Raw genomic sequence first — 25534 nt, 5'->3', positions numbered from 1 at the left:
ATCTTCTGGAGAACGGACGGACGGCGACCGTCAGGTGAACGCCCAGACGGCCGCGACGAACAGCAGCGACCCGAAAACGAACGACACGTCGCGGGTCCGGACCATCATACCCTCCGTCCGGAGCGCGCGGCTCTGCTCGTCGCCGAGCGAGCGCGAGAACCCCTTGGTCTCCATCGCCTCGACGGTGACCCGCGAGCGCTTCGCGACGTTGAAGATGAGCGGGTAGAACGCCTTCACCGACAACTTCAGCAGGTAGTAGAAGTAGCGCCACTTCAGGAAGCCCGTGTTCTCGGGTACCTGGCTGCGCAGGCGGAAGGAGTTGACCAGGGCGTGGTATTCCTCGACGAGCAGCGGCATCATCCGGTAGCCGTAGGCGATGGCGAAGGTGAGCTGCCGGGGGACGCCCAGCCGGAGCATCCCCTTCGAGAGCTTCCGCGGGCTCATCGCCGAGAAGACCGCGAGGCTGATCACCGAGATGATGGTCAGCTTCAGGAAGAAGGGGACGACCGCGCCGACGGCGTCGATGCCGACCTCCTGGCTGGTGAGGGCGGTGTCGACGCCGCGGGCGGTCGCCCCCGCGGCGATCGACCAGACCTCGCCGAAGACCGCGGGGTCGAGCGTCGCGACCGCCTCGGTGACGCGCCCGGCGTTGTCCCCGAGGTAGCCGAAGGCCTGGATCGCCCCGCCCACCGCCGGCACCATCACGACGAAGAAGCCGACGTTCGTGACCTGGCCGAACAAAAGCAGCGCGAGCAGGTACTTGCTGACCTGCGAGAGGGCGGCGAGGGCGAACGCCGCCGCCAGCAAGACCGCGAGCGGGAGCGGGTCGTAGAACAGCCACGGGACGATCATGAACAGGACCGTCCATAGCAGGACCACCCGGGGGTCGAAGCTGTTCAAAAGCGCCCGGTCGTTGTCGTAGGCCGTCCGCATCAGGTCGACCTTGATGTCGGCGATCGAGATGTCGGTGACCGCGTCGACGTACTTCACCGACGGTCACCCCGTGTGTTCGTCCCGTCGTCGGCCCCGCCGACGCCCGGTCCGCCGTCGGCGAGTGCGTCGGTCGCCTCGGCCGCGTCGGTCAGGGTCTCGACCATCTCGTCGGCGGTGAGCGCGGCCGGGTCGACCCCCAGCCGGTCGCTCAGTTCGACGACCTGCGGGCGGCGGAGGTCGGTGCGTGCCAGCAGGTCGGGGTCGTCGAACACCTCGCCGGGCGGGGCGTCGGCGAGCACCGTCCCCTCGCCCATGACGACCACGCGGTCGGCCCACTCGGCGACCAGCTGCAGGTCGTGGGAGGCGACGACGACGGTCTCGACGCGGCTCTCGGCCTTCCGGAGCATCCCCGTCACTTCGCGGCGGCTCTGCAGGTCGAGACTGCCGGTCGGCTCGTCCAGCAGGACGACCGTCGGGTCGGTCGCGAGGCCGATGGCCAGCGAGGCCCGGCGCTGCTGGCCGAGACTCAGCAGCCGGCCGTCGCGGTCGGCCAGATCCGTCAGGTCGAGGTAGTCGAGGATATCGTCGACGCGCTCGTCGGCGTCCTCGGCGCCGCGGTTCCGCAGGTAGTAGCCCACGTCCTTGCGGACGGTGTCCTCGACGAACATCTCCTCGGGGTTCTGGTGGATGTAGACGGTGTCGTCGGCCAGCGTCTCCGGGAGCGTCTCGCCCGTGTCCCGGCCGAGCACCGTCACCGTCCCCTCGTCGGGGGACTCCAGCCCCGTGATCAGTCGAAGGAGCGTCGACTTGCCGGCGCCGTTGGCGCCGACCAGCGCCACGCGGTCACCCGCGTACAGGTCCAGATCGACGCCGTCGAGCACCCGGTTGTACCCCTCCCGGAGCGTCGGGTAGCCGTGGCCGACGCCGTCGAGGGTGATCAGCGCGTCGCCGCCTTCGCCGGCGGCTGGGGACCCTCGCGCGGCCCGCTCGCCCCCATCAGCCGCGCGGAGTCGCTCGCCGCGGCCGACAGACGGGAACGCCGTCGCCGCCTCGTCGACGGTGACGGGGTAGCGCCCGTCGTCGAGCGCGCCCGTCCCCTCCGGCAGGTCGGCGCCGATGCCCGTGACCTGCGGCGGGTGGATGTCGTGGGCCTTCAGGTCGTCCAGCCTGTTGAGCCCGACCTCGACGGGCTCTTTCCAGGCGACGCCGCCGTCGGAGACCAGCACCATCTCGTCGCAGTAGTCGGCGACGAACTCCGAGTGGTGCTCGATGACGATCACCGTCTTGCCGTGGTCCTCGTGGAGTCGGCGGAGCTGCTCGTAGGCCTCGCGGGCGTTGTGCGGGTCCAGCTGGGCGGCGGGCTCGTCGACGAAGACGAACTCCGGGTCCATCGCGAGCACGCCCGCGAGCGCGACGAGGTGTTGTTGCCCCCCGGAGAGCTCCCAGACGAACCGGTCTTCGAGGTGTTCCAGGCCGACCATCTCCAGCGCGCGGGTCGCCCGCTCGGCGTAGTCCTCGAGGCCGTGGTTCAGCGGGGCGAACTCCACGTCGTCGCGCACGGTCTCCTGGACGAGCTGGTTCTCGAAGTCCTGGAAGACGTAGCCGACGGTCTTCGAGAGTTCGGCGACGCCGGCCTCGCGGGTGTCGGTCCCGGCGACCGTGACGCGGCCGTCGAACCGCCCCTCGAAGAAGTGCGGGATCAGCCCGTTGAACGTCTTGCACAGCGTCGTCTTGCCGCTGCCGTTCCCCCCCACGACGGCGGTGAACTCGCCGGGCTCGATCCGCAGGTTCGCGTCGCGCAACACCGGCTCGTCGCCGCCGGGGTACTGGAACGTCAGGTCCTCGACGACGATGTCTGATGAAGGCATGAAAACGAAACCGCCGGGCTAGACCCCGCCCTCGACCTTGCGCTGTCGGTAGGCGACGAGGCCGAACGCGATCAGGGCCGCGGCGACGATCGGCACGAACAGGAACGTCTGGCCGTAGGTCTCGACGAACTCCGGCGTGAACGTGACGATGCCGCCGCTGGTCTCGCTGAACGTCTCGACGGCGAACGCGACCGGCAGGACCGCCACCCAGGCGACGAGTCGCTTCAGCGACGAGCGCGTGAACATCGGCCCGGTACGCCCGTCGACCGGCTGCATCCCCAGCAGCGGCTCGATCTTCCCGCGCAGGCGCGGATACAGGAACAGCGTCGGAACGGCGCCGAAGACGATCCCGGCGACGACGATCTGCATCAGCGCGCCCATCCCCTCGGTGGCCCACACCGTCGCGGGGAGCCACGAGATCGCTTCGAGTTCCTCGACGCCGACGTAGAACTTGCCCACGTCGATGAACCACGCGGCGGTCTCCTCCATGGCTTTCGCGAGGAAGCCGACCGCCGCGACCTGCTTGACGTCCGACGGGTCGGTGATCAGCGACATCGCGAAGAACCACGACGCCGTGATGACGACGAGCCCCTCCACCGCCCCGAGCGCGCTGAAGTCGCCGATGAGGATCTCGCCGAAGACGATCCCGCCGACCGGAATGGCCAGACAGGCCCAAAAGGAGCGAAACAGGAGGACGACCGACATCGCGACGAACCAGAACGGTCCGATCGAGACGCCGAGCCCGCCCACCGAGAACTCCGGCAGCAGCTCCGTGATCATGCTCTGCAGACCGTGCAGCGACATGACGAGGATGAACGCCATCATGTCCCTGTGGTCGAAACTGAACACCCCGCTCGAATCCGCCGATGTAGTCGTCGCCATACGGGCGGCGATCCACCGACTCGTCCCTTAACCGCTGGTATGAGTGCTATATCCCCGGATTGACGGTTCGGTACCGGGACGTTCGCCAGGGAGACGATCCAACGGCTATTGAGCAGTCATAGCGCAACCGACTCGCAACCTCCGACGGCTCGGGGCGTCCGACCGTTCCCCGACGGCGGCGACGTGCCCACGAGGGTACGATCGTGCCCTTTGGACGAACGACCAGTTTCGACCCGGTTCGGACGGAGATATCTTCGATATTTCCGCCCCGATAGCGCCGTTTCGCCCACCGCGACCGGCAAGAATGGGCCACAGCGAAAGCTATTTACGAAAATCCTTAAGCCGACAGCCCCCCTTGCTCCGGGTATGTTCCCGAGGAGGGAGTTTTCGTGAGTACTTTGCAGCGCGACCCGGGAGACCGGGTCCAGATCCTGGACGAGGACGGCCAGGTACGGGAGGGCGCGACCGTCCCGGACCTGTCGGAGGAGACGCTCGTCGAGATGTACCGGGAGATGAAACTCGCCAGGCACTTCGACCAGCGGGCGGTGAGCCTCCAGCGCCAGGGTCGGATGGGGACGTATCCGCCGATGTCCGGCCAGGAGGGCGCCCAGATCGGCAGCGCCCACGCGCTGGCCGACGACGACTGGCTGTTCCCGAGCTACCGCGAGCACGCCGCGATGCTCCACAGGGGCCTCTCGCTGGAGCAGACCCTGCTGTACTGGATGGGCCACGAGGAGGGCAACGTCCGCGAGGACGTGAACATCTTCTCCGTCGCCGTCCCCATCGCCACGCAGATCCCCCACGCCACGGGCGCGGCGTGGGCGTCGAAGCTGCAAGGCGAGCACAAGGCCTTCCTCTGTTACTTCGGCGACGGCGCCACGTCGGAGGGCGACTTCCACGAGGGGCTCAACTTCGCGGGCGTGTTCGACGCCCCCGCCGTCTTCTTCTGCAACAACAACCAGTGGGCCATCTCCGTCCCGCGCGAACGCCAGACGGCGAGCGCCACCCTGGCCCAGAAGGCCGACGCCTACGGGTTCGAGGGGGTACAGGTCGACGGGATGGACCCGCTCGCCGTCTACCAGGTGACGGAGGCCGCCGTCGAGAAGGCCAGACACCCCAACCCCGACGAGCTGCGACCCACCCTGATCGAGGCGGTCCAGTACCGCTACGGCGCCCACACCACCGCCGACGACCCCTCCGTGTATCGGGACGACGCGGAGGTCGAACAGTGGCGCGCGAAGGACCCGATCCCGCGGATGGAGCGGTTCCTCCGCGACCGGGGGATCCTCGACGACGAGCGCGTCGACGCCATCGAGAGCGACGTGGAAGACGCGGTGGCCGACGCCATTGCGGCCGCCGAGAGCGTCAAGCGGCCCGACCCCGCGGAGCTGTTCGCGCACGTCTACGAGGGGATGCCCGACCGGCTGGACGAACAGCTCGCGTACCTGCGGCGGCTGCGCGACCGACACGGCGACGAAGCCCTGCTGGAGTGACCATGAGCGAGACCACCGACACCGAGATCGACGACGAGGTATCGAGCGACGAATCGCAGAGCCTGACGCTCGTCCAGGCGGTCCGCGACGGGCTGGCGACGGAGATGGGCCGCGACGAGCGCGTCCTCGTGATGGGCGAAGACGTGGGGAAAAACGGCGGCGTCTTCCGCGCCACCGAGGGCCTGCTCGACGAGTTCGGCGAGGACCGCGTGATCGACACCCCCCTCGCCGAGTCGGGCATCGTCGGCACCGCCATCGGCATGGCCGCCTACGGGCTGCGCCCGGTCCCCGAGATCCAGTTCATGGGGTTCATCTACCCCGCGTTCGACCAGATCGTCTCCCACGCTGCGCGCCTGCGGACGCGCTCGCGCGGCGAGTTCACCTGTCCGCTCGTGATCCGCGCGCCCTACGGCGGCGGCATCCGCGCCCCCGAACACCACTCCGAGTCCAAGGAGGCCTTCTTCGTCCACGAACCGGGCCTCAAGGTGGTGATCCCGAGCACGCCACACGACGCGAAGGGGCTGCTCGCCGCGGCCATCCGGGACCCCGACCCGGTGATGTTCCTCGAACCCAAGCTCATCTACCGAGCGTTCCGCGAGGACGTGCCCGAGAGCGAGTACACCGTGCCGCTCGGCGAGGCCGCGGTCCGCAAGGAGGGCACCGATATCTCCGTGTTCACCTGGGGCGCGATGACCCGCCCGACGATGGAGGCGGCCGACAACCTGTCGGGCGAGATCGATGTCGAAGTGGTGGATCTGCGGACGCTCTCGCCGATGGACGAGGAGACCATCGTCGAGTCGTTCGAGAAGACCGGTCGCGCCGCCGTCGTCCACGAGGCGCCCAAGACGGGCGGGCTCGCCGGCGAGATCACGGCGACCATCCAGGAGGAAGCGCTGATCTACCAGGAGGCACCGATCGAGAGGATCACGGGATTCGACGTGCCGTACCCGCTGTACGCGCTGGAGGACTACTACCTGCCCGAGCCCGAACGCATCGAAGACGGCATCAGGGACGCCGTCGAGTTCTGAGCCATGGTCCGCGAGTTCAAGCTCCCCGACGTGGGAGAGGGCGTCGCCGAGGGCGAACTGCTGGAGTGGCACGTCGAACCGGGCGACACCGTCTCCGAGGATCAGGTCGTCGCCGACGTCGAGACCGACAAGGCCGTCGTCGACGTGCCCTCCCCCGTGAACGGCACCGTCCGCGAGTTGCTCGCCGAGCCCGGCGACGTGGTCCCCGTCGGCGAGGTCATCATCACCTTCGACGTGGAGGGCGAGGCGCCGACCGGCGCCTCGGGCAGTCAAGCGGCGGAGCCGCGAGACGGCGGTGAGGCGTCGGCGGAGAGCGAGCAGGACGCGACCGATTCGGCGTCGGGCGACGGCCAGGGCGGGCGCGTCTTCGCTGCCCCGAGCGCCCGCCGGCTCGCCCGCGAACTCGGCGTGAACATCGCCGCCGTCGACGGGTCCGGTCCCGGCGGTCGCGTCACCGAGTCGGACGTGCGCGCCGCCGCCGAGTCCGACGATGCCAGCGACGACGGGACCGACGACGGCAAACAGCTCAAATCCGCGGTTTCGCGGATCGACGACGGTGAGGGCGGCGACGGCAAATCGAGCGTCGGCGACGGACTGAAGTCCGCGGTCTCCCGCGTCGACGACGGCGATACGGAAGCGAGCCCGTCCGAAGCGACCGGCGGCGCCGTCGAGGCCGCGAGCCGCGATCGGACGCTGGCCGCGCCGGCCACCCGGCAGGTCGCCGACGACCTGGGCGTCGACATCGACGACGTGCCGACCGACGAGGTGCGCGACGGGCAGGCGTTCGTCGACGAGGCCGCCGTCCGCGAGTACACCGAGGCCCAGCAGCGGGCCCAGGAGGCGGACGCCGAGGCGCTCGCCGACGACGCCGGCGAAACGGAGACTGCGGCCGGCGGCGAGGCGAGCGAAACCGTCGACGCCGCCGAGGGCGACCGCCGCGAGCCCTACGCGGGGATGCGCCGTACTATCGGCGAGGCGATGCAGCGCTCGAAGTTCACCGCGCCCCACGTCACCCACCACGAGAAGGTGGACGCGACGGCGCTCGTGGAGACGCGGGAGAAGCTCAAAGCGCGCGCCGAGGAACGCGGCGTGAAGCTCACCTACATGCCGTTCGTGATGAAGGCCGTCGTCGCCGCACTGGACGAGCATCCGGTGCTCAACACGCAACTCGACGAGGACAGCGAGGAGATCGTCTTCAAATCGGACCGCAACGTCGGCGTCGCGACCGCGACCGACGCCGGGCTGATGGTGCCGGTCGTCGACGACGTCGACGAGAAGGGCCTACTGCAACTGGCCTCGGAGACGAACGAACTCGTCGCGAAGGCTCGCGACCGCTCGATCGCCCGCGCGGAGATGCAGGGGGGTACCTTCACGATCACCAACTTCGGCGCCATCGGCGGCGAGTACGCCACGCCGATCGTCAACTACCCCGAGACCGCGATCCTGGGGCTGGGCACCATCGAGGAACGGCCGGTAGCGGTCGACGGCGAGGTGGTCGCCCGGGACGTGTTGCCCCTGTCGCTGTCGGTGGACCACCGGGTCGTCGACGGCGCCGACGCCGCGCGGTTCGTCGAGACGCTGAAAGAGTACCTCGAAGACCCGACGCTGCTGTTGCTGGAGTAGTTCGGAGGGCGGCGAGCAGCGACTCGGTGTCCCGCCGGGCGAGCGTGACCGCGACGGTGCCGTCAACCCGCCTCTTTTTACGCGGGCACTCCACCCTCCGACAATGGTCGTCGGAGACGTGACTACCGGAACTGACGTACTGGTCATCGGCGCGGGACCGGGCGGCTACGTCGCCGCCATCCGCGCCGGGCAGCTCGGTCTGGACGTGACCCTCGTCGAGAGAGACGCCTACGGCGGCACCTGCCTGAACTACGGCTGCATCCCCTCGAAGGCGCTGATCTCCGCGACGGACGTCGCCCACGACGCCGGCGACGCCGAGGAGATGGGCATCTACGCCGACCCCGCCGTGGACCTGCAGCGCATGGTCGAGTGGAAAGACGGCGTCGTCGACCAGCTCACCGGCGGCGTCGAGAAGCTCTGCAAGGCTTCGGGGGTGAACCTCGTCGAGGGCCGCGCGGAGTTCGCCGGCGAGCACACGGCCCGAATCGTCCACGGCGGCGAGGGCCAGGGATCGGAGACCATCGAGTTCGAGCACGCCGTCGTCTCGACGGGGTCTCGACCCATCGAGGTGCCGGGCTTCGAGTTCGACGGCGAGCAGATACTCTCCTCGCGCGAGGCGCTCGCCCTCGACGCCGTCCCGGCGAGCATGGTCGTCGTCGGCGCCGGCTACATCGGGATGGAGCTCTCCACCGTCTACCAGAAACTGGGCTGCGACGTGACCGTCGTCGAGATGCTGGACGACGTGCTCCCGGGGTACGAGGACGACGTGGCCCGCGTCGTCCGCGAGCGCGCCGAAGCCCTCGGCGTGGACTTCCACTTCGGCCAGGCCGCCGATAGCTGGGAGGAAGCCGGCGACGGCATCACCGTCCGCACCGAGGACGAGGACGGCGAGATCGCGGAGTTCGGCGCCGAGAAATGTCTGGTCGCCGTCGGTCGCCAGCCCGTCACCGACACCCTCAATCTGGAGGCCGTCGGCCTCGAACCGAACGAGGACGGGTTCCTCGAGACCGACCACGAGGCCCGCACGGACGTCGAGCACGTCTTCGCGGTCGGCGACGTGGCCGGCGAGCCGATGCTCGCCCACACGGCCAGCGCCGAGGGCGAGGTCGCCGCGGAGGTCGTCGCCGGCGAGCCCGCCGCGCTGGACCACCAGGCGATCCCCGCGGCCGTGTTCACCGACCCCGAGATCGGCACCGTCGGCATGACCGAGGACGAGGCCGCAGAGGCCGGGTTCGACCCCGTCGTCGGGCAGTTCCCGCTCCGGGCCAACGGCCGCGCGCTCACGCTCGACGAGCGCGACGGGTTCGTCCGCGTCGTCGGCGACGACGACAGCGGGTTCCTCCTGGGCGCCCAGGTCGTCGCCCCCGAGGCCTCCGAGTTGATCGCCGAACTCGCCCTCGCCGTCGAGATGGGCGCCCAACTCGAAGACGTGGCCGCCACCATCCACACCCACCCCACCCTCTCCGAGGCCGTCGGCGAGGCCTGCGCGAACGCGCTCGGAGAGGCGATCCACACGCTGAATCGGTGACTCGCGGCCGGCCTGTCCGTTTGTGCCGACGTGCGTTCCGTGTTGGCGCGTGCTGTCGAGCGGTGCGAGGCGCTGTGCGCCTCGAAGTGAATCGCGCGGGAGCGAAGCTCCCGCGGACCGTGCGAGCGAGCCTCTTGCCCGCGAGCAGCGGCTTTGCCGTGAGCGGACAGTGCCGAGAGCGGGGATGTGTCGCGTGGTTCGAGAGCGCGGGCCGAAGGCTCTCAGCTCTCACGCTGGACGGATAGGACCGCCACCTCAGAGGGGGATTCGACCGATCAGAGGTCTTCCTCGCCGAACTCGTCGATGCGGTCGTGGACGTAGGCGGTCCACTCGTCGAGGGTCTCGTGCATCAGCTCGCGGGCCTCGGGCAGCGGCGTCGCGGCGTACTGATAGACGTGCCCGCCGCCGTCTAACAGTCGCCGCTCGCGTTCGGCCAGGCCCTTCTCGCGGAGCGTCGACAGCGAGCGGTTGACGTTGCTGCGGTCGCGTTCGAGCTGGTCGGCCAGCTCGGCGACGGTGCTCCCGGGGTAGTCCTGCAGCGTCAGGAACGTCCGCACCTCGTGTTCCTGAATGTTGAAGACGCAGGCGAGCACGTCCGCGAAGCCCGGCTGCTCGTCGAGCATCAACTCCCGAAACCGCTGGGGCGAAGGGTCCGCCTCGACCATGGTGTCGCTGACTTGGCACCCCCGCTGCTTAAACGGACACGGTAACCCGGCCGGGACGACCGGCGAGTCAGCGACCGTACCCCTGCTCGATCAAGCAGGTTCGCATCGCCGACTCGGTCTCGTGTCTGTGCAAGCGCGTCGGCGTGTCGCAGTAGAAGACCTCGCCGTCCCAGCGGAGCGTCACCTCGTGCTCGGCGTCGAGAAAATCCGTCCGCAGTCGGACCCGGCCCTCCGATTTGATCCGGTCGAGCAGCTCGTCGGCGTCCAGCGCGCCGGCGTCGACGACGGGCGGGTCGGCCATCACCGCCCGCTTCGACCGCTCCGACAATCAGTGTTCGCCGGTCGCGCGGCGGTCGCACACACGCCGGTGTCCGCGTCTCCCCGTCCCGGAGTTCCGATCCACCGCGGACCGAACCACCCGTTCCGACCCTCCGCGGATGCCCACCGCGGCCCCACCCGTCTCACTGCCGGCTCGGCCCGCCACGTCGCCGGCACCGTTGTCCCACCGCCGGGATCGCCCGGCTCAGTGCCAGTTGCGGTGGGGGTGGGGCTGGTTGTCGCCGCGGTCGTCGTAGTACTTCAGCCCGATGAACGAATCGTCGAGGTTGCCCATCAGCGCCGTGTACACGTCGTCGGCCGACTCGTAGGTCCCGACGTTCGACCGCGCCAGCACCGTCTCGACCGTCGTCGTGTCGCCCGTCGGCGCCTCGATCTCCACGTCGCCGACCCGGTCGGCGACCGTCGCCGCGTCCGTCGGATACTCGCACGATTCCGTGAACAACTGCCGCGTTTCTGTGATCCGCATCTGTACGCCACGATTATTCTACTGCATTATAAATCATTAGGGTTTCTGGGTGTCAATATCTCGCACGGATTCGGGGCCCCGTTCTGGACGAGCGTGGACGGCGCCCCGGAAGAACTGACGAGTCCGGTGCCACCGGTCGGTCCGTCGTGCCCGCGAGGGGAACGCTCAGTCGGCGGTCGACTCGTCGCGGTCGGGTCTGTCGTCGCCGAGGCGGCCCTCCTCGCGTTCGCCGCCGAACTCGTCGGGTCCGTCCGCGTCGCGGTCGCGGAGCCGGCCGCCGATGTAACCGCCGAGCGCACCGAATCCGCCCGAGAAGAGCGCCGCGAACAGCAGCGACACGAGCACGACGCCGACGACCAGCAGCGCGACGCCCACGGCGTCGACCCGCAGGGTCCCGACGGCGACGCCCGCGGCCACGAACAGGAACGCCACTGCCAGCGGCAGCACCGACAGCAGCCCCGACAGCGCGCCCACCCGCGTCGCGCTCGTCCGCTCGTTGCGGTGGAGGTACCCGGCGGCGAACCCGCCGAGCATCGGTGCGAACGGCAACAGGAACGAGGCGACCGCCGTCACCACGCCACCGGCGGCCGCGTCTGTCCACGTGTACGTCGGGTCGGGTCCCGTCCCGGCTTCCCGGCTCCGCTCGCGCCGCCGATGTGCGACGAACGCCAGCGCCGCGGCCCACGACGACAGCCCCGTCACCACGAGTCCGATCCCGCTCCAGCGCGCCGTCGCGAAGCTCACGTCCACCAGCGCCGCGTCCGTGAACACCTCGGAGACGATCATCCCCTCCGCGACCAGCTCGGCGATGACGTCACGGTCCGCGGCCACTGCCAGCGCCGCCCCGCCGAAGCTCACCGCCAGCCCGTACAGCCCCAGTAGTATCGGCACCGCCCAGTCCACGACTCGCCGCGCCCGTCGCTCTGTACTCCCGCTTGCCGGTCCGCGCTCGGTCACGGTCGTCTCCGTCGAGGCCATACGATACATTGGACCGGCGACACCTTGACCATCGTAGACCGTTCTCGCCGGTCGAGACGCCTTACCGACGATAGTCCGAACCTAGGGCGACGCGGGTTCGTGAACACGGCGGCTCCCGCTCGCGTGAAGAGTAGCTTTACAGACCTGTGAGTCGAACGTCATTTACATGAGCGACGTGCTACTGTACGCGCTGGCCGTCCCGGCCGCTGTCGTCGGGATCGTCGTCGCGCTCTTCCTCCACGAGGCCGCCCACGCCGCGCCGGTCCTGCTCGCGGGCGGCAGTTCACACATCTCGGTCGGGAGCGACTCGGGGCGGACGGCCCGCTTCGGTCCGCTGACGGTAACGGTCGGGTTCGACGGCGTCCGGAAGCTCGTGGCCTACGGGTATCACGAGTGGGAGGGGACGCACTCGAAGCGCGTCCGAACGGCCTCCATCGCGGCCGGGCCGGCGATGACGGTCCTCATCGTCGCGGCGCTGGGCCCGGTCATGTTCCGCGACGGTACCACCCCGATATCGTTCTGCCTGCGGGCGATCTTCTACAGCGAATTCTTCCGGGCCGTCCAGACCATCGTGCCGCGGACGTACTCCCGCGGCGCTTACGCCGGACTGGACAGCGACGGGAAACAGTTCCTCAGGCTCGTCCGGTCCTAACCCACCTTTTTCCGCTCGGGTATCCTCGCTCGTACTCCGAGAGAGCCAAGCTCTCTCGTCATCACGACCGAGCGCGTAGCGCTCGTTCGAACGACTCCGCTCGCTCCGAGACCACCCGCGCAAAAAGGTGGGGCAAAAAGCGGGCCTCACTCCGTTCGGCCCGGTGAACCGCGCGCCGCGGGCGCGCGGACGCTATTCCTGCTCGGCCAGCCACGCCAGCAGCCCTTTCTGTGCGTGCAGGCGGTTCTCGGCCTGGTCCGGCAGCCACGTTTTTCGACGAGTGGTGCTCGCAGGGAGCGAAGCGACTGAGGACACCCGAGGAGAAAAACGTGGGCGAAAAACGCGCTCACTGCGCTCACGGCGCTTCGCGCCGTTCGCAACGAGGTGCTCCTTTCGTCGCACCTCGCTTCGCTCGCGCGGACGCTATTCCTGCTCGGCCAGCCACGCCAGCAGCCCTTTCTGGGCGTGCAGGCGGTTCTCGGCCTGGTCCCAGACGATGGCGTTGTCGCTCTCGATGACGGCGTCGGTGACCTCCTCCCCGCGATGGGCGGGCAGACAGTGCATCAGCGCGCGGTCGCCAAGCAACTCGGGCGTGATCTGAAAGCCCTCGAAGGCCGCCAGCTTCTCCGCGCGCTCGTCCTCCTGACCCATGCTGACCCACACGTCCGTGTACACCACGTCCGCGTCGGCGATGGCGGCCTCGGGGTCGGTCGTCGTCGCCGGTGCGGTCCCGAGCCCCTCGGCGCGCTCGAGGACGCCCTCGTCGACGCCGTACCCCTCGGGCGTGGCGACGGTCAGGTCTAGGCCGGACATCGCCGCGCCGAGGACGAACGACTGGCAGACGTTGTTGCCGTCGCCGACCCACGCGACCGTCGGGTCGTCGAAGTGCTCGCGGATCGTCAGCAGGTCGGCGAGCGTCTGGCAGGGGTGGGCGTCGTCGGTCAGCGCGTTGATGACGGGGACCTCGGCGTACTCGCCGAGTTCGACCACGTCGGCGTGGTCGTACACGCGGGCCATCACGAAGTCGACGTAGCGACCGAGCGCCCGCGCGATGTCCTTCACGGGTTCGCGCCCGTGCAGCCCGATGTCGTCTGGACCGAGGAAGACGGCGTGACCGCCCAGCTGGGTCATGCCGGTCTCGAAGGAGACGCGCGTCCGCGTCGACGGTTTCTCGAAGATCATCCCGAGTGTCTGACCGTCCAGCAGGTCGGTCGCGCCGTCCTCGCGGTAGTCGGTCTTGATCGCCGCCGCGCGGTCGAGGACGGCCGCCAGTTCGCCGGTCGTGAGGTCGTCGACGTCGAGGAAGTTCATTGTAGTTGCTCCGTCGCGGTCTCCAGGACGGCCACGGCGCGGTCGTACTCGGCGAGCGAGACGTGCTCGTCGGGCGCGTGGTCCAGGTCGGAGTCGCCGGGTCCGTAGGTCACCATCGGACAGTCCCACTCCTGTGCGTAGACGTTCATATCACTTGTGCCGGTCTTGCGCAGCAGACGGGGGTCGCCGCCGACCTGCCGGACCGCCGCGCGGAAGGCTCGGGCCGCCGCTGTCCGCGGGTTCATCATCACCGGCTCGACCGCGTCGTGCCAGTGGACCGTCCCGTTTTCGAGGTGACCGTCGGCGATCTCGCGGACCTCCTCGGTCGTGTACTCCGGCGGGACTCGCAGCTGCACGTCCGCCGTCGCCTCGACCGAGAGGCCGTCGTCGGAGATCCCGCCCTCGAAGCTGATGGGCTTGGCCGTCACGCGCTCGAAAACGGGCACCCAGTCGTCGTGGGCGAACTCCTCTTCGACCGCCGACCACCAGGCGATGGCGTCCTGGACGGCGTTGTTCTCCGGCCGCGAGGAGTGACCCGACTCCGAGGTGGCGACGTAGGTGCCGGCGAGCAGCCCGCGGTAGCCGAGCGTGATGCCGTCCCAGCCCGAGGGCTCGCCGTTGACGACGGCCCCGGGCTCGGCGTCGCGCTCGTCGACGAGGTGGCGCGCACCCCGCGAGTCCACCTCCTCGCCGACGACGCCGACGAACGAGGCGCCCGTGCGGACGGCCGCGACGGCCATCGAACAGAGCGGCCCCTTCGCGTCGACGCTTCCACGGCCCCAGAGCTGTTCCTCGCCCTCGTCGTTCTCCTCGACGCGCACCGGGATGTCGCCCGGGACGGTGTCGATATGGGAGGTCAGGAGCACGCTGTCGTCGGCCGGCGCGCGGACGTTGCCAACGTCGTCGACCCACACCTCGCGGTCGTGGCGCTCGAAGAAGTCGACGAGGACTCTCGCCGCTTCTTCCTCCTCGCCGGTCACCGACGGCGTGTCGACCACGTCGACCAGCAGTTCGCGCGCTTGCTCGTCGACGGGAACCGACGCGCTCGCGTCCTCCGATTCGCCGGCGCTCTCACTCATCGCCGACGACCTCCGCCATGGCGTCGACCACCCGGTCGACCTCGTCCTCGGTGACCGTCAGCGGCGGGAGGAACCGCACGACGGTCCGCCCGGCCGGCAGCGCGAGGACGCCGTGGTTCACGGCGAGCTGTTTCAGCGCGCGGTTGGCGCCGCGGCCGACCTCGACGCCGACCATCAGCCCCTCGCCGCGCACCTCGCGCACGTCGTCGCCGATCGCCGCTTCCAGTTCTTCCTGCATGTACGCGCCCACGTCGCCGGCGTGGGTGGGCACGTCCTCCTCGACGATGGTCGAGACGGTCGCGCCCGCGGCCGCCGAGATGACCGGCCCGCCCGAGAACGTCGAGGCGTGGCTGCCGTAGTTGTCGGCGATCCACTCCCGGCAGAGCGTCGCGCCGACCGGGAAGCCGTTCCCGAGGCCCTTCGCCGCGGTGATCATGTCCGGGACGACGCCGGACTGCTCCGCGGCCCACAGCGAGCCCGTCCGGCCCATGCCGGTCTGGACCTCGTCGAAGATCAGCGCCGCGCCGGCCTCCTCGGTCTCCTCGCGGGCGCGCTGGAGGAACTCGGCGGAGGCGGGGTTGATGCCGCCCTCGCCCTGGACGGGTTCGACGATGACCGCCGCGGTCTCGTCGTCGACGGCGTCGGCGAGTTCGTCGCCGTCGTCGTAGGGGACGAACTCCACGTCGCCCATCAGCGGCTCGTAGGGCTTCTTATACTTGCTCTTCCACGTCGTCGCGAGCGCGCCCATCGTCCGGCCGTGGAACCCCTTCATCGTCGCGACGATCTTCGAGTTCCCGGTGGCCGCGCGGGCGAACTTCAGCGCCGCCTCGTTGGCCTCGGTCCCGGAGTTGCAGAGCCACGTGTAGTCGATCGGGTCCGGCGCGGTGTCTGCGAGTCGCTCGTACAGCGCCGTCCGCGCGGCGTTGGGGTACGACGCCTGCACGTAGGTCAGCTTCTCGAACTGCTCGGTCACGGCGTCGTGGACGGCCTCGTGGCCGTGGCCCAGCGGGACGCAGGCGTACGACGCGCCGAAGTCGAGGTACTCGTTGCCGCTGTCGTCGTAGAGGAAGGCGCCGTCGCCCTCCTCGATCTGGATGGGTTTCTCCGAAAAGACGAATCCGCTCATTGTGTCTCCTCCTCCGCAGTATCTGAAAGCGCCGACGCATGGACGTGCGTGCCGCCGCCGTCCAGCGCCGACAGGATCGGCTCCTCGGCGTTGGCGTCCGCCACCACCACTTCCGCGGCGCCGCCCTCGATGGCCTCTTCGATGGCCATCACCTTGCGCTCCATGAACCCCTCGGCGGCGTCCTCCAGGTCGGCCCACTCCTCGCTCGTCTCGACCGACTCGATGAGCGTCGAGGGGTCGTCGGGGTCCGCGTAGATGCCTTCCACGTCCGTCAGCAAGACGAGCGTCGCGTCGACCGCACCGGCGACGTGAGCCGCCGAGCGGTCGGCGTCGGTGTTGACCGGGATCACTTCGTCGTCGTCTTTGCCGGCCATCGGCGGCGACGCAACCGGCGTGTAGCCGTCCGAAAACAGCGTCTGGAGCAGGTCAGCGTTGACCTGCTTGATCGACCCCGAGTGGTCACCCCGTTTGATCTTGCGCGTGCCGTCCTCCATGACCCGCACGGCGGACTTGCGCGGGCCGTACAGCAGTTTGCCGTCCACGCCGTTCAGGCCAACTGCGTCGACGCCCTGGCTCTGGAGCCCCGCGACGAGTTGCGTGTTGAGGTGGCCGAAGACCATCTCGAACACTTCCATGGTGTCCTCGTCGGTGAACCGGCCGACGACGCCCGACGGCGTCTCGACGTATTCGGGTTCGATGCCGAGCCGTTCGAGCGTCTCGTCGACGGCCGTCGAACCGCCGTGAACCACGGCGACCGACTCCTCTCTGTCCTCGGTAAGCGTTGCAACGTCCGCCAGAGCGCCCGCCGGGTCGACCGCGCGGGCGCCGCCGATCTTGACGACTGTAGTCACGAAAAATCACCTGCTCAGGGGGCGCCGACCGGGTGGAGGCCCCCGAACTCCAGCCCCGCGGTCTCCTCGATACCGAGGGCGACGTTGGCGGCGTGGACCGCCTGCCCCGCCGAGCCCTTCATCATGTTGTCGATCGCCGAGAAGACGACGAGGCGCCTGTTTCCGGGGTCGAGCTCGAACCCGACCTCCGCACGATTCGTCCCCGCGACCGCCTTGGGCTCGGGGTAGCGATACACGCCACCGCCGCCCGCCACGAGTTCGACGAACGGCTCCTCGCCGTACTCGCCGCGATACGCCCCCCAGAGGTCGCCCTTCGAGACGGGCTCGCCCGGGAAGACGTGACAGGTCGCGCTCGCGCCGCGGATCATGTCCACCGCGTGGACGGTGAACGAGACGTCCAGGCCGAGGAACTGCTCGATCTCGGCCTCGTGGCGGTGGCCCGTCGGCGCGTACGGGCGGACGACGCCCGAGCGCTCGGGGTGGGAGGAGGCTTCGCCGCCCCCCGCGCCGCCCTCCGAGGAGCCGACCTTCACGTCCACCACGATCTGCTCGTCGCCGGTGAGGATCCCCTCCTCGACCAGCGGTTTGAGCCCGAGGATCGTCGCCGTGGCGTTGCAGCCGCCCGACGCGATCAGATCCGCGCCCGGGAGCTCGTCGCGAGTCAGTTCCGGGAGCGCGTAGACCGAGTCTTCGAGCAGCTCGGGACGGGTGTGCCCGTCGTACCACTCGTCGTACTGTCCTTCCGTATCGAGCCGGAAGTCCGCCGAGAGGTCGACGACGGTGTCGGCGGCCGTCTGGAACTCGTCGATCTGCTCCATCGAGACGCCGTGTGGCGTCGCCGCGAACAGGGCGTCGACGCTCTCTAGCTCCTCCGGGGAGGAAAAGCGCAGGTCCAGGTCGCGCAGATTCGGGTGGGCGTGGCCCACCGTCTTGTTCTCCTTCGAGCGGCTGGTCGCCTGGACGACATCGAACTCGGGGTGGCCCGCGAGCAGGCGAAGCAGTTCGCCGCCCGTAAAGCCCGTACCGCCGACGACCGATGCCGTGTAGGTCGCGTCGTCGCTCATGCGGTCTCCTCTCCCGTCATGTCGCCGCCTCTGCGGTCTCGCTCTCGCCGGCGCCGGCGGTTGTCTCCAGCCAGTCGACGACCGTCGCGGGCACGTCCACGTCGGTGACCTCGTCGAGCGCCTTGAACTCCACAGTATGATTGACCTCGTGGACGGTGTAGCCCGAGGGCTCGCCGTCCTCGCCGACGCCGGTCTCCATGAGGTCGATCCCCAGGAGGCCGCCGCCGACCGCGTCGCTGGCCTTGGTGACGAGGTCTTCCATCTCCGGCGTGATCTCGATCTCCGAGGTCTCGGCACCCTTGGCGGCGTTGGTCAGCCAGTGGTCCGACGAGCGGACCATGCCGGCGACCGGCTCGCCGTCGACCGCGACGATACGGATGTCCCGGCCCGGCTTGTCGACGAACTCCTGGATGTAGAAGACTTTGTGCTCGTAGTGGCCCAGGGTCTCCTTGTGTTCGAGGATCGCCTCCGCGGCCGACCGGGAGTCGATCTTCGCCATCAGGCGACCCCACGACCCGACCACGGGCTTGAGGACACAGGGATAGCCGAAGTCCTCGATGCTCTCGAGGGCGGCGTCCTTCGTGAACGCCACGTCCGTCGCGGGCGTGGGGACCCCCGCCTTCTCCAGCGCGAGGCTGTTTTTCACCTTGTTCGCACAGACCTCGGCGGTCTCGGCGCTGTTGACGACCGGGATGCCGTAGGCGTCGGCGAACTCCGTGGCGTACAGCGAGCGGCTCGTCGCCAGACAGCGGTCGACGAGCACGTCGACGCCGCGCATGTCCTCGGGCGGTTCCGAGAGCCCGAAGCGCTGCTTGCGCACGTCGACCTTGACGACCTCGTGGTCGCGCTCACGCAGCTCGTTCAGCAGGAGCTTCTCGTCCCGGCGGATCCGGGAGTAGAGGATGCCGACCTTCACTCTCACTCACCCCAGTCCTCTTCGAGCTCGGGGGCCGTCTCGAGGACTGGAGGTTCGGTGTCGACGACTTCGAGCTCCGCACCGCAGGTGCCACAGTCGACGATCTCTCCTATCTCGATGCCGTCGTGCAGAGTTACTTCCGCTCCGCACTCGACGCATTCTGCCATCGTACCCCCTACTCACCCTGCTATCTACTTAAACGCTTCGAACCTATCAGACAAAAATAGTTACGCGTACTCGACGCTAAGCGCGTCGCGAGTCCGATTTCGTGGACAGTCCGTTCACTGTATCAGTTTTATGTTAGTTCCCCTCGCGGGGTCGTGGGAGCGGCTGCGGTCGGTGACGGCGGTCGCGGATCTCACTCATACGCGGCCACCTCCGATTCGAGGTCGGCGAGCGCCGTCGCGACCGCGTCGGTGCGCTCGGCGACCGCGTCCTCGTCGACCGCTAGGCGCTCGCGGGCGTCGTCGATCTGTGCCGCCACTGCGGTGGGCGCGGGGCCGCCCGCCGAGTCGCGCATCGCCACGCTCTCGACGGGGTCGAGCGTCGCTTCCAGCGTCTCCCGGTCGACGTAGGCGGTGAGCGGCTCGCCCAGGATCTCCTCGGCGGCCGCTTCGAGGTCGTCGATCGCGGGCGCGTCCTGTCCGGGGTCGAGGTCCTCGGCGACCGTCGCCACGACCTCGTGGGCCGTCCGGAACGGGACGCCCGCCATCGCCAGCCGGTCGGCGACACCCGTCGCCGTCGAGAACCCGGCCGCCGCCTCCGCGGCCAGCACGTCCTCGTGCCACTCGGCGGTCGTCAGCGCGCCCGTCACCACTTCCAGCGCGGGCGGCACCGAATCGACGGCGGTCCAGGCCGGCGGCGTCGCCTCCTGCAGGTCGATGTTGTACGAGCGGGGCAGCCCCTTCAGCGTCGTCAGCAATCGCTGGAGCGCGCCCTGGGCCTCGCCGGCGGTCGCCCGGACGATCTCCAGCGTGTCGGGGTTCTTCTTCTGGGGCATGATCGACGACGTGGAGGCGTAGTCGTCGCTGATCTCGATGTAGTCCCGGCCGCTGTAGACGACCAGGTCTTCGGCCATGCCGGACAGCGTCGTCGCCAGCGTCGTCAGGGCGCTCGTCGTCTCGACGAGGAAATCGCGCGAGGACGTGGCGTCCATCGAGTTGGCGACGGTGCCGTCGAAGCCCAGCAGTTCGGCCGTGCGCTCCCTGTCGACGTCGAAGGGCGTGCCCGCGAAGGCGGCCGCACCGAGGGGCGACTGATTGGTCGTGTCGAACGCCGAAAGCAGGCGCTCGGTGTCGCGTGCGAGGGGACCCTCGTAGGACAGGACCCAGTGGGCCACCGTCACCGGCTGGGCGTACTGCAGGTGCGTGAACCCGGGCATCACCGTCTCGGTGTGGGCCTCGGCGGCGTCGAGCAACTGCTCGCGCGCGCCGACGACCGTCTCCAGCGCCTCGAACAGGTCCGCCCGCAGCCGGTAGCGGATGCAGGTCGCCACCTCATCGTTGCGCGAGCGCGCGGTGTGCATCCGCCCGCCTTCGGGGCCGACGCGCTGGATGACCGCCGTCTCGATGGCCTCGTGGACGTCCTCGGCGCCGGGTAACTCGCCGTGGCCCGCCGCCGCCACGTCGTCGAGGGCACCCAGAATGGCCGCCGCGTCGTCGTCGTCGACGATGTCCTGCTCGGCCAGCATCACCGTGTGGGCGCGGTCGACCTGCAGGTCCGCGGCGAAGATGCGCTCGTCGGCGGCCAGCGAGGACATGAATCCGCGGGCGGGGCCGCCCGAGAAGCGGTCCCGGCGGATCGCGGTCCCGCCGGTCGCGTCGGCGCCGTCGTCGGCCCCGTCCGCGCCGCTCGCCGCTGTCGACTCGCCCGCGTCGGGAGTGTCCTCGCCGTCGGTCATCTCAGTTCTCGTCTTCGCTCTGGCCGCCGTCCGTGGCGGCTTCGGCCTGTTTCGCGGCGACGTTCTCGGCGACGCGGTTGGCCAGGCGCGACTGGAAGCCGTGGTACTTCGCGACGCCGGTCGCGTCGTCCTGTTCGATGTCGTCGGTCACCGCCTCCTCGTTGAACGAGGCCGCGGACTCGCTGTAGACCGCGTACTCGCTGTCGCGGCCGACCGCGCGGGCCTGGCCGCCGTCGAGCTTGACCGTCACGGTCCCCGTCACTTTGGTCTGGGTCTGCTCGATGAAGCTCTCCAAGGCCTTCGTCAGCGGCGCGTCGACCAGGCCCTCGTAGCCCTTCTCGGCCCAGCGCTGGTCTATCTGCGTCTTGAACGAGCGCTCCTCCTGCGTGAGCACGAGCGATTCGAGCGCCTCGTGGGCCGTCAGCAGCACCGTCGCCGCGGGGTGCTCGTAGTTCTCGCGGACCTTGAGCCCGAGCATGCGGTCCTCCATGATGTCAGAGCGGCCGACGCCGTGGGCACCGGCGCGCTCGTTGAGGTCCTCGATCAGCGAGACCGCGTCCTGCTCCTGGCCGTCGACGGCGACGACCTCGCCCTGGTCGAACTCGACCTCGACCGTCTCGGGCTCGGCGTTGCCGGGCGCGGTCGTCCAGTCGTAGATCTCCTCGCCGGGGACGTGAGCGGGGTCCTCCAGCTCCGAGCCCTCGACCGAACGGCTCCAGAGGTTGGTGTCGATGCTCCAGCGGCCGCCGTCGCCGCCCTCGACGGGCAGGCCCTTCTCGGCGGCGTACTCGCTCTCCCACTCGCGGGTCAGGCCGAGTTCGCGCACCGGCGCGAGCACGTCCAGGTCGGAGGCGCGCCAGACGGCCTCGAACCGGAGCTGGTCGTTGCCCTTCCCCGTACAGCCGTGGGCGAGGGCGCTACAGCCCTGTTCCTCGGCGACCTCGAGGATGGCGTTGGCGATGACCGGGCGGGCGAGCGCAGTGCCCAGCGGGTAGCCCTGGTAGGTGCCGTTGGCCTTGACGGACTGGAGGCAGAGGTCGGCGAACTCCTCCTTGGCGTCGACGACGTAGTGTTCGAGGTCGAGTTCCTCGGCGGTCTCGGCGGCCTCGTCGAACTCTTTCTCGGGCTGGCCGACGTCGACGGTGACGCCGATGACGTCGTCGTAGCCGTACTCTTCCTTGATGAGCGGGACGCAGACTGTCGTGTCGAGCCCGCCGGAGAAGGCGAGCGCGACGGTGCCGGATGGGTCGGATGTCATGTGTTGTGTGGTGACTGTCGGGTGAGGTGTCCGCCCGGAACCCGACGGTGGCGGGAGTCGAAATCGAGACGTGGCGACGTGGGGAGGAGTAGTTGCGGGCCTAACGGCCCGGTCGTCGTCGCCGCGGTCGTCGAGTCTCGACGCGGCTGCCCGCCGCGGACGCGACTCGACGCGTGAAAAGTCGGTCGGCGGACCCGCCACTCGACGCGGCCTGCGTGCCGGTAGGGCTGGTCCGAGCCATGTACCTGCTACTACCGATAGTTCGGTACTAAAACTTTCCGAAGCGCCCTCGAGCGGGCGACTATCGTCTGCGATCGCTTCCCAAGAAACACCGCACCGAGCGCCGCTATCGGGTGCGTACGAACGCACGACCGAGACGCCGAACAGGACCGCCGCCTACTCGGCGTTCGAACCGCCGGCACCGTCGTCACTGCCGCCCGAACCGCCGTTCCCGGCGCGTTCGGTCCCGTCGTTCTGGTCGGCGTCGGCGGGTGATCCGGTCTGGTTACTTGCGCCGGCGTCGGCGGGCTGACCGGTTTCGTTGTTCGGACCAACGTTGGCAGGCGGTCCGGTTTCGTTGTTCGGGCCAACGTCGGCGGGCGGGCCGGTTTCGTTGTTCGGGCCAACGTCGGCGGGCGGGCCGGTTTCGTTGTTCGAGCCGGCGTCAGCGGGCGGACCGCCATTTCCCTGTCCGCCTCCGTTGCCGTTCCCGGGTGCGCCCGGACCGCTAGTTCGGTTCTGCACGAACGCCGGTGGGCCTGCCTGTTCGGGCGGGCCGCCCATGCCGCTGCCGGCGTTCTTCCCGGCGATGCTCCGCGCGATGGCCGCGACTTCGGGTCCGCTCATCTCGCTGGCCCGCGTCCGGAGCGTCTCGATGGCGCTCACGTTCACGCCCTTCGCTTCGAGCGCCGCGGCGGGGAGTTCGCGGGCGACGTACTCGGTCTGGTTGACCTGCCGCTGGAGCGCGCGTTGCTCGGCGTGGACTCGCGCCAGTCGAGCGCGGTACTGCCCCTCGCTGAGCGTCCCGTTCTCGTGGGCCCGCTCCAGTTCGGCCATCCGTCCGTCGAGCTCCGCCAGCCGCTCGTTCAGGTTCGACACCTCGTCGGCGACGACGCCGGCGGTCGACGCGTTCGACCGTGCGGCGGCGATCCGCTGGCCGAACGCTCTGGCCTCGAGTTCGCCCGATATCTCGGCCTGTTCGACGCCGACGACGCCGGCGAACCGTTCGCCGGGCGCCAGCGACTCGTTCGCCGTCTCGTTCGCGGCGGTCTGTCGTGCGTCGAGCCCGGAACCCGACAGCGCGGCGACCGGCACTGCGCCGACGGCGGCGAGCACGACCAGCAGCGCCGCGGCGACGGGTGATACTTGGTCCATCCTGTCTCCTCCTTGGTCCGGGCATCGCATATAAACCCACAGTCCTCAATCCCGTTCAATCCCGATTAAGCCGGATTTCGAGGTCGATAGACCGCCACGCCGTCCGGGGATACGTCTCCGATAACTGGGTTCGCGGGGGCGTGAACGACCGGTAGCTACAAGTCGCTCGCTTCGGGAAGCGCGACGACGTTCTCGCGACCGATCCGGAACGTCTCGACGGCGTCCTCGTCGCGGAGGGTCCCGACGACCTGACTGGTCTTGGCGTCGGTCCAGTCGAACTCCCCGGCGATCTGCTGTTGTTTGATCCGACCGCCGTTGTCGTCGAGCAGGCGGAGCACGCGCTCCTCGTTGCTCAGGAGTTCCTCTGGCGGTCCGTCGTCGGCCTCGTCGTCCGACTCGTCCGACTCGTCCGAACTGGCCCCGCCACTCGCCGCCCCGGCGGCGGTCGCCTCGTCGGTGACCACGGCATCGCCGGCGTCGGTCTCGGTCCCCGGGTCGGAGTCGCCACGTCGAGAGCGATACAGCAGGCCGCCGGCCGCCAACGCGAGGACGAGGAGGGCGACCCCGGCCAGCGCGGTCGTCGGTAGTCCGCCGGCGGGTGCGACGACGACGCGTGGTTCGTTCGGACCGAAGTCGGCGGGGCCACGCCACGTGACCGAGCCGTTACCCGTGTCGTCCGGGCCGGGCGTCACCGACTGGCGCTCGTAGCCGGCGGGCCACGCGAACACCAGTGCGGACTCGCTGTCGAGGAAGAAGCCCGACATGGCGTCGCCGATCCGGAGGCGGTCGCCGTCGGTCGCCGCGAAGTTCGTCCACGTGAACCGGTAGGTGAGCACGCCGTACTCCTGCGGGAGTCGCTCCGTCGTCGCGGTGACGGTGACGTTCTCGAGCGCCATCTCGCGGCCGGTTCGGTTCTCGGCGCTCGCGACCGTGCGCTCCATTCCGTCCGCGAACTGGCTCGTGAACGCCGTCGCGTTCGCCGCGACGTCGTCCTGCACGGACTCGAAGGCCGCCGTCGCGTTCTCGTCGCTCAGGCGCACCCGGAACTCGACGGTCCACTCGGCCGTGCCGTCCTCGCCGACGGCTGCCCGGAGCTCCACCGAGTCGGGGTCGACCGCCGACTGGAAGCCCGGCACCTGCTGGGCGGCCGCGGCCTGCTGTCCGAGCGCTGCTCGTTCCGTGCCCGTCCGGTCGACCGACTGCCCGCCGGCCCCGAGCGCGGGCCCGACCGCCGACAGACAGACGAGTGCGACCGCGACCGACACGGCGACCCGACGCGACGTGCCTCTCATCGTCACTGGGGTTAGTCCGGACGGCGATATGCTTTGGGTAGTGGACCGCCGAGTCGCGCCGTGACGGGGCGGCCACAACGCCTTTCGGGCCGGAAACCGACGGTCCGTTCATGGATTCACGAGCCGATCTGGACGCCGAGACGCTGCTGAAAGTCGTCCTCGTCCTCGTCGTCGTCTGGATCGCGATCGAGATACTCGACGCCGCGCTATCCTTCGTCCTCGGCCCGTTGAAGTCCGTGTTCGGGCTGATAATCGTCGTCCTGATCGTCCTCTGGCTGCTCGACCGGATCTGAACGGCGACGAACGACGGTCTTTTCGGCCGCTGGCCCCTCTCCGCGGACGTGTACAGCCTGAACGTCCCCGTCCCCGGGACGGTCGCTTCGCTCGCCCGCGACCTGGGCACCCGCCTCGGCACCGCCGAACTCCGCCAGCGCGGCGAGCACACCCTCGTCGCCAAGCGCCTCGGTCGCGGCGACGCCGCCAGCTACCACGAGCTCGAAGCCCGCGCCCGCGAGGCGCTCCGCGGGGAGCCACCCTTCGAAGTCCGCGTCACCGGCGTCGACGTGTTCACCGACGTGCCCCGCGGCGAGGGCCCCGTCGTCTACCTCGCCGTCGACAGCCCCGGCCTCGAATCCCTCCACGAGCGGCTCTGCGACCGCTTCGACCCCGTCGCCGACGTGGAGGGCGACGACTACACACCCCACGTCACCGTCGCTCGCGGCGGCTCCGTCGAACGGGCGGCCGCCCTCCGGGACACCCCCTTCGACCCCGTCGACTGGACCGTCGAGCGCCTGCAGTTCTGGGACGCCGAGCGCTCCCAGTCGGTCAGTTCGGTCTCCCTGCCCGTCTGAGCGCTCGGCGACCCCGCCGGGACAACAGTTTAGCCGCTGTCGCCGCACGTACGTTCC

General features: G+C 69.5%; 26 protein-coding genes. 7 read left to right on the top strand and 19 right to left on the bottom strand.

Annotation, left to right across the window (positions count from 1 at the left end; genetic code table 11):
- Positions 1 to 30: 30 nt before the first annotated feature.
- The 3 genes from HZS55_RS04460 to HZS55_RS04450 are packed head-to-tail and all read right to left on the bottom strand — an operon-like array spanning position 31 to position 3683.
- A complete protein-coding gene (locus HZS55_RS04460; protein WP_179910538.1) occupies positions 31 to 990 on the bottom strand; it encodes an energy-coupling factor transporter transmembrane component T family protein in 960 nt (319 codons plus the stop codon).
- A complete protein-coding gene (locus HZS55_RS04455) occupies positions 987 to 2801 on the bottom strand; it encodes an ABC transporter ATP-binding protein (RefSeq protein ID WP_179910537.1) in 1815 nt (604 codons plus the stop codon). Before HZS55_RS04455 ends, HZS55_RS04460 begins: the two co-directional genes overlap by 4 nt.
- An 18-nt stretch (positions 2802 to 2819) precedes the next feature.
- Positions 2820 to 3683, bottom strand: a complete 864-nt coding sequence (locus tag HZS55_RS04450; protein ID WP_246308358.1) for a hypothetical protein — start codon at positions 3681 to 3683, stop codon at positions 2820 to 2822.
- Between the two features lie 389 nt (positions 3684 to 4072).
- Here HZS55_RS04450 and pdhA point away from each other — a divergent pair, with 389 nt between their 5' ends.
- The 4 genes from pdhA (at position 4073) to lpdA (ending at position 9355) form a co-directional block, all read left to right on the top strand.
- The gene (gene pdhA, locus HZS55_RS04445) at positions 4073 to 5176 is read left to right on the top strand and encodes a pyruvate dehydrogenase (acetyl-transferring) E1 component subunit alpha (protein WP_179910536.1); all 1104 of its coding nucleotides are present in this window, start codon (positions 4073 to 4075) and stop codon (positions 5174 to 5176) included.
- A 2-nt stretch (positions 5177 to 5178) separates the two neighbouring features.
- A complete protein-coding gene (locus HZS55_RS04440; protein WP_179910535.1) occupies positions 5179 to 6204 on the top strand; it encodes an alpha-ketoacid dehydrogenase subunit beta in 1026 nt (341 codons plus the stop codon).
- A 3-nt stretch (positions 6205 to 6207) separates the two neighbouring features.
- Positions 6208 to 7827: a dihydrolipoamide acetyltransferase family protein gene (locus HZS55_RS04435; RefSeq protein WP_179910534.1), complete on the top strand. Its 1620-nt coding sequence runs from the start codon at positions 6208 to 6210 to the stop codon at positions 7825 to 7827.
- A 103-nt stretch (positions 7828 to 7930) separates the two neighbouring features.
- Positions 7931 to 9355 carry a dihydrolipoyl dehydrogenase gene (lpdA, locus tag HZS55_RS04430; RefSeq protein WP_179910533.1) on the top strand — a complete coding sequence of 475 codons (1425 nt, stop codon included), beginning with the start codon at positions 7931 to 7933 and terminating at the stop codon, positions 9353 to 9355.
- 275 nt (positions 9356 to 9630) lie between these two features.
- Here the strand turns inward: lpdA and HZS55_RS04425 are convergent, their stop codons facing one another.
- The 4 genes from HZS55_RS04425 to HZS55_RS04410 form a co-directional block, all read right to left on the bottom strand.
- Positions 9631 to 10020 (bottom strand): helix-turn-helix domain-containing protein, encoded by a 390-nt coding sequence (locus HZS55_RS04425; protein WP_179910532.1) that lies wholly within the window; start codon positions 10018 to 10020, stop codon positions 9631 to 9633.
- A gap of 67 nt (positions 10021 to 10087) precedes the next feature.
- Entirely contained in the window at positions 10088 to 10321 is a 234-nt protein-coding gene (locus HZS55_RS04420) for a hypothetical protein (RefSeq protein WP_179910531.1), read from the bottom strand.
- 222 nt (positions 10322 to 10543) lie between these two features.
- Positions 10544 to 10825, bottom strand: coding sequence for a DUF5789 family protein (locus HZS55_RS04415; protein ID WP_179910530.1), 282 nt, complete (start codon positions 10823 to 10825; stop codon positions 10544 to 10546).
- 165 nt (positions 10826 to 10990) lie between these two features.
- Entirely contained in the window at positions 10991 to 11803 is an 813-nt protein-coding gene (locus tag HZS55_RS04410; protein WP_179910529.1) for a DUF5518 domain-containing protein, read from the bottom strand.
- Between the two features lie 166 nt (positions 11804 to 11969).
- Here HZS55_RS04410 and HZS55_RS04405 point away from each other — a divergent pair, with 166 nt between their 5' ends.
- The gene (locus tag HZS55_RS04405; protein ID WP_179910528.1) at positions 11970 to 12455 is read left to right on the top strand and encodes a hypothetical protein; all 486 of its coding nucleotides are present in this window, start codon (positions 11970 to 11972) and stop codon (positions 12453 to 12455) included.
- Positions 12456 to 12647: 192 nt separating this feature from the next.
- Here the strand turns inward: HZS55_RS04405 and HZS55_RS22775 are convergent, their stop codons facing one another.
- The 12 genes from HZS55_RS22775 to HZS55_RS04350 form a co-directional block, all read right to left on the bottom strand.
- On the bottom strand, positions 12648 to 12770 hold the full coding sequence (locus HZS55_RS22775; RefSeq protein ID WP_281372955.1) for a hypothetical protein: 123 nt from the start codon (positions 12768 to 12770) through the stop codon (positions 12648 to 12650).
- A 108-nt stretch (positions 12771 to 12878) separates the two neighbouring features.
- Positions 12879 to 13766 carry an ornithine carbamoyltransferase gene (gene argF / locus HZS55_RS04400; protein WP_179910527.1) on the bottom strand — a complete coding sequence of 296 codons (888 nt, stop codon included), beginning with the start codon at positions 13764 to 13766 and terminating at the stop codon, positions 12879 to 12881.
- Positions 13763 to 14845, bottom strand: a complete 1083-nt coding sequence (locus HZS55_RS04395; protein ID WP_179910526.1) for a [LysW]-lysine hydrolase — start codon at positions 14843 to 14845, stop codon at positions 13763 to 13765. Before HZS55_RS04395 ends, argF begins: the two co-directional genes overlap by 4 nt.
- Positions 14838 to 15971 (bottom strand): aspartate aminotransferase family protein, encoded by a 1134-nt coding sequence (locus HZS55_RS04390; RefSeq protein ID WP_179910525.1) that lies wholly within the window; start codon positions 15969 to 15971, stop codon positions 14838 to 14840. Before HZS55_RS04390 ends, HZS55_RS04395 begins: the two co-directional genes overlap by 8 nt.
- Positions 15968 to 16822 carry an acetylglutamate/acetylaminoadipate kinase gene (locus HZS55_RS04385; RefSeq protein ID WP_179910524.1) on the bottom strand — a complete coding sequence of 285 codons (855 nt, stop codon included), beginning with the start codon at positions 16820 to 16822 and terminating at the stop codon, positions 15968 to 15970. Before HZS55_RS04385 ends, HZS55_RS04390 begins: the two co-directional genes overlap by 4 nt.
- 14 nt (positions 16823 to 16836) lie before the next feature.
- Positions 16837 to 17886 (bottom strand): N-acetyl-gamma-glutamyl-phosphate reductase, encoded by a 1050-nt coding sequence (argC, locus tag HZS55_RS04380; RefSeq protein WP_179910523.1) that lies wholly within the window; start codon positions 17884 to 17886, stop codon positions 16837 to 16839.
- 16 nt (positions 17887 to 17902) lie between these two features.
- Complete coding sequence (gene lysX, locus HZS55_RS04375; RefSeq protein WP_179911787.1) at positions 17903 to 18802, bottom strand: lysine biosynthesis protein LysX; 900 nt, start codon at positions 18800 to 18802, stop codon at positions 17903 to 17905.
- Between the two features lie 2 nt (positions 18803 to 18804).
- The gene (lysW, locus tag HZS55_RS04370; protein WP_006882170.1) at positions 18805 to 18969 is read right to left on the bottom strand and encodes a lysine biosynthesis protein LysW; all 165 of its coding nucleotides are present in this window, start codon (positions 18967 to 18969) and stop codon (positions 18805 to 18807) included.
- A 191-nt stretch (positions 18970 to 19160) separates the two neighbouring features.
- Entirely contained in the window at positions 19161 to 20702 is a 1542-nt protein-coding gene (gene argH / locus HZS55_RS04365; protein WP_179910522.1) for an argininosuccinate lyase, read from the bottom strand.
- Between the two features lies 1 nt (position 20703).
- Positions 20704 to 21960, bottom strand: a complete 1257-nt coding sequence (locus HZS55_RS04360) for an argininosuccinate synthase (RefSeq protein WP_179910521.1) — start codon at positions 21958 to 21960, stop codon at positions 20704 to 20706.
- Between the two features lie 396 nt (positions 21961 to 22356).
- Positions 22357 to 23334, bottom strand: coding sequence for a DUF7096 domain-containing protein (locus tag HZS55_RS04355; protein WP_179910520.1), 978 nt, complete (start codon positions 23332 to 23334; stop codon positions 22357 to 22359).
- A gap of 155 nt (positions 23335 to 23489) precedes the next feature.
- Positions 23490 to 24626, bottom strand: coding sequence for a helix-turn-helix transcriptional regulator (locus HZS55_RS04350; protein WP_179910519.1), 1137 nt, complete (start codon positions 24624 to 24626; stop codon positions 23490 to 23492).
- A gap of 110 nt (positions 24627 to 24736) precedes the next feature.
- Here HZS55_RS04350 and HZS55_RS04345 point away from each other — a divergent pair, with 110 nt between their 5' ends.
- Together HZS55_RS04345 and HZS55_RS04340 are read left to right on the top strand one after the other, a co-directional pair.
- Positions 24737 to 24919 carry a DUF7554 family protein gene (locus tag HZS55_RS04345; protein ID WP_179910518.1) on the top strand — a complete coding sequence of 61 codons (183 nt, stop codon included), beginning with the start codon at positions 24737 to 24739 and terminating at the stop codon, positions 24917 to 24919.
- A 48-nt stretch (positions 24920 to 24967) separates the two neighbouring features.
- A complete protein-coding gene (locus HZS55_RS04340) occupies positions 24968 to 25477 on the top strand; it encodes a 2'-5' RNA ligase family protein (protein WP_179910517.1) in 510 nt (169 codons plus the stop codon).
- Positions 25478 to 25534: the final 57 nt, after the last annotated feature.

Source organism: Halosimplex rubrum (assembly GCF_013415885.1).
Classification (GTDB): Archaea; Halobacteriota; Halobacteria; order Halobacteriales; family Haloarculaceae; genus Halosimplex; species Halosimplex rubrum.
The sequence above is the reverse complement of the archived record's forward strand: the minus strand, read 5'-3'. Positions and strand labels throughout refer to the sequence as shown.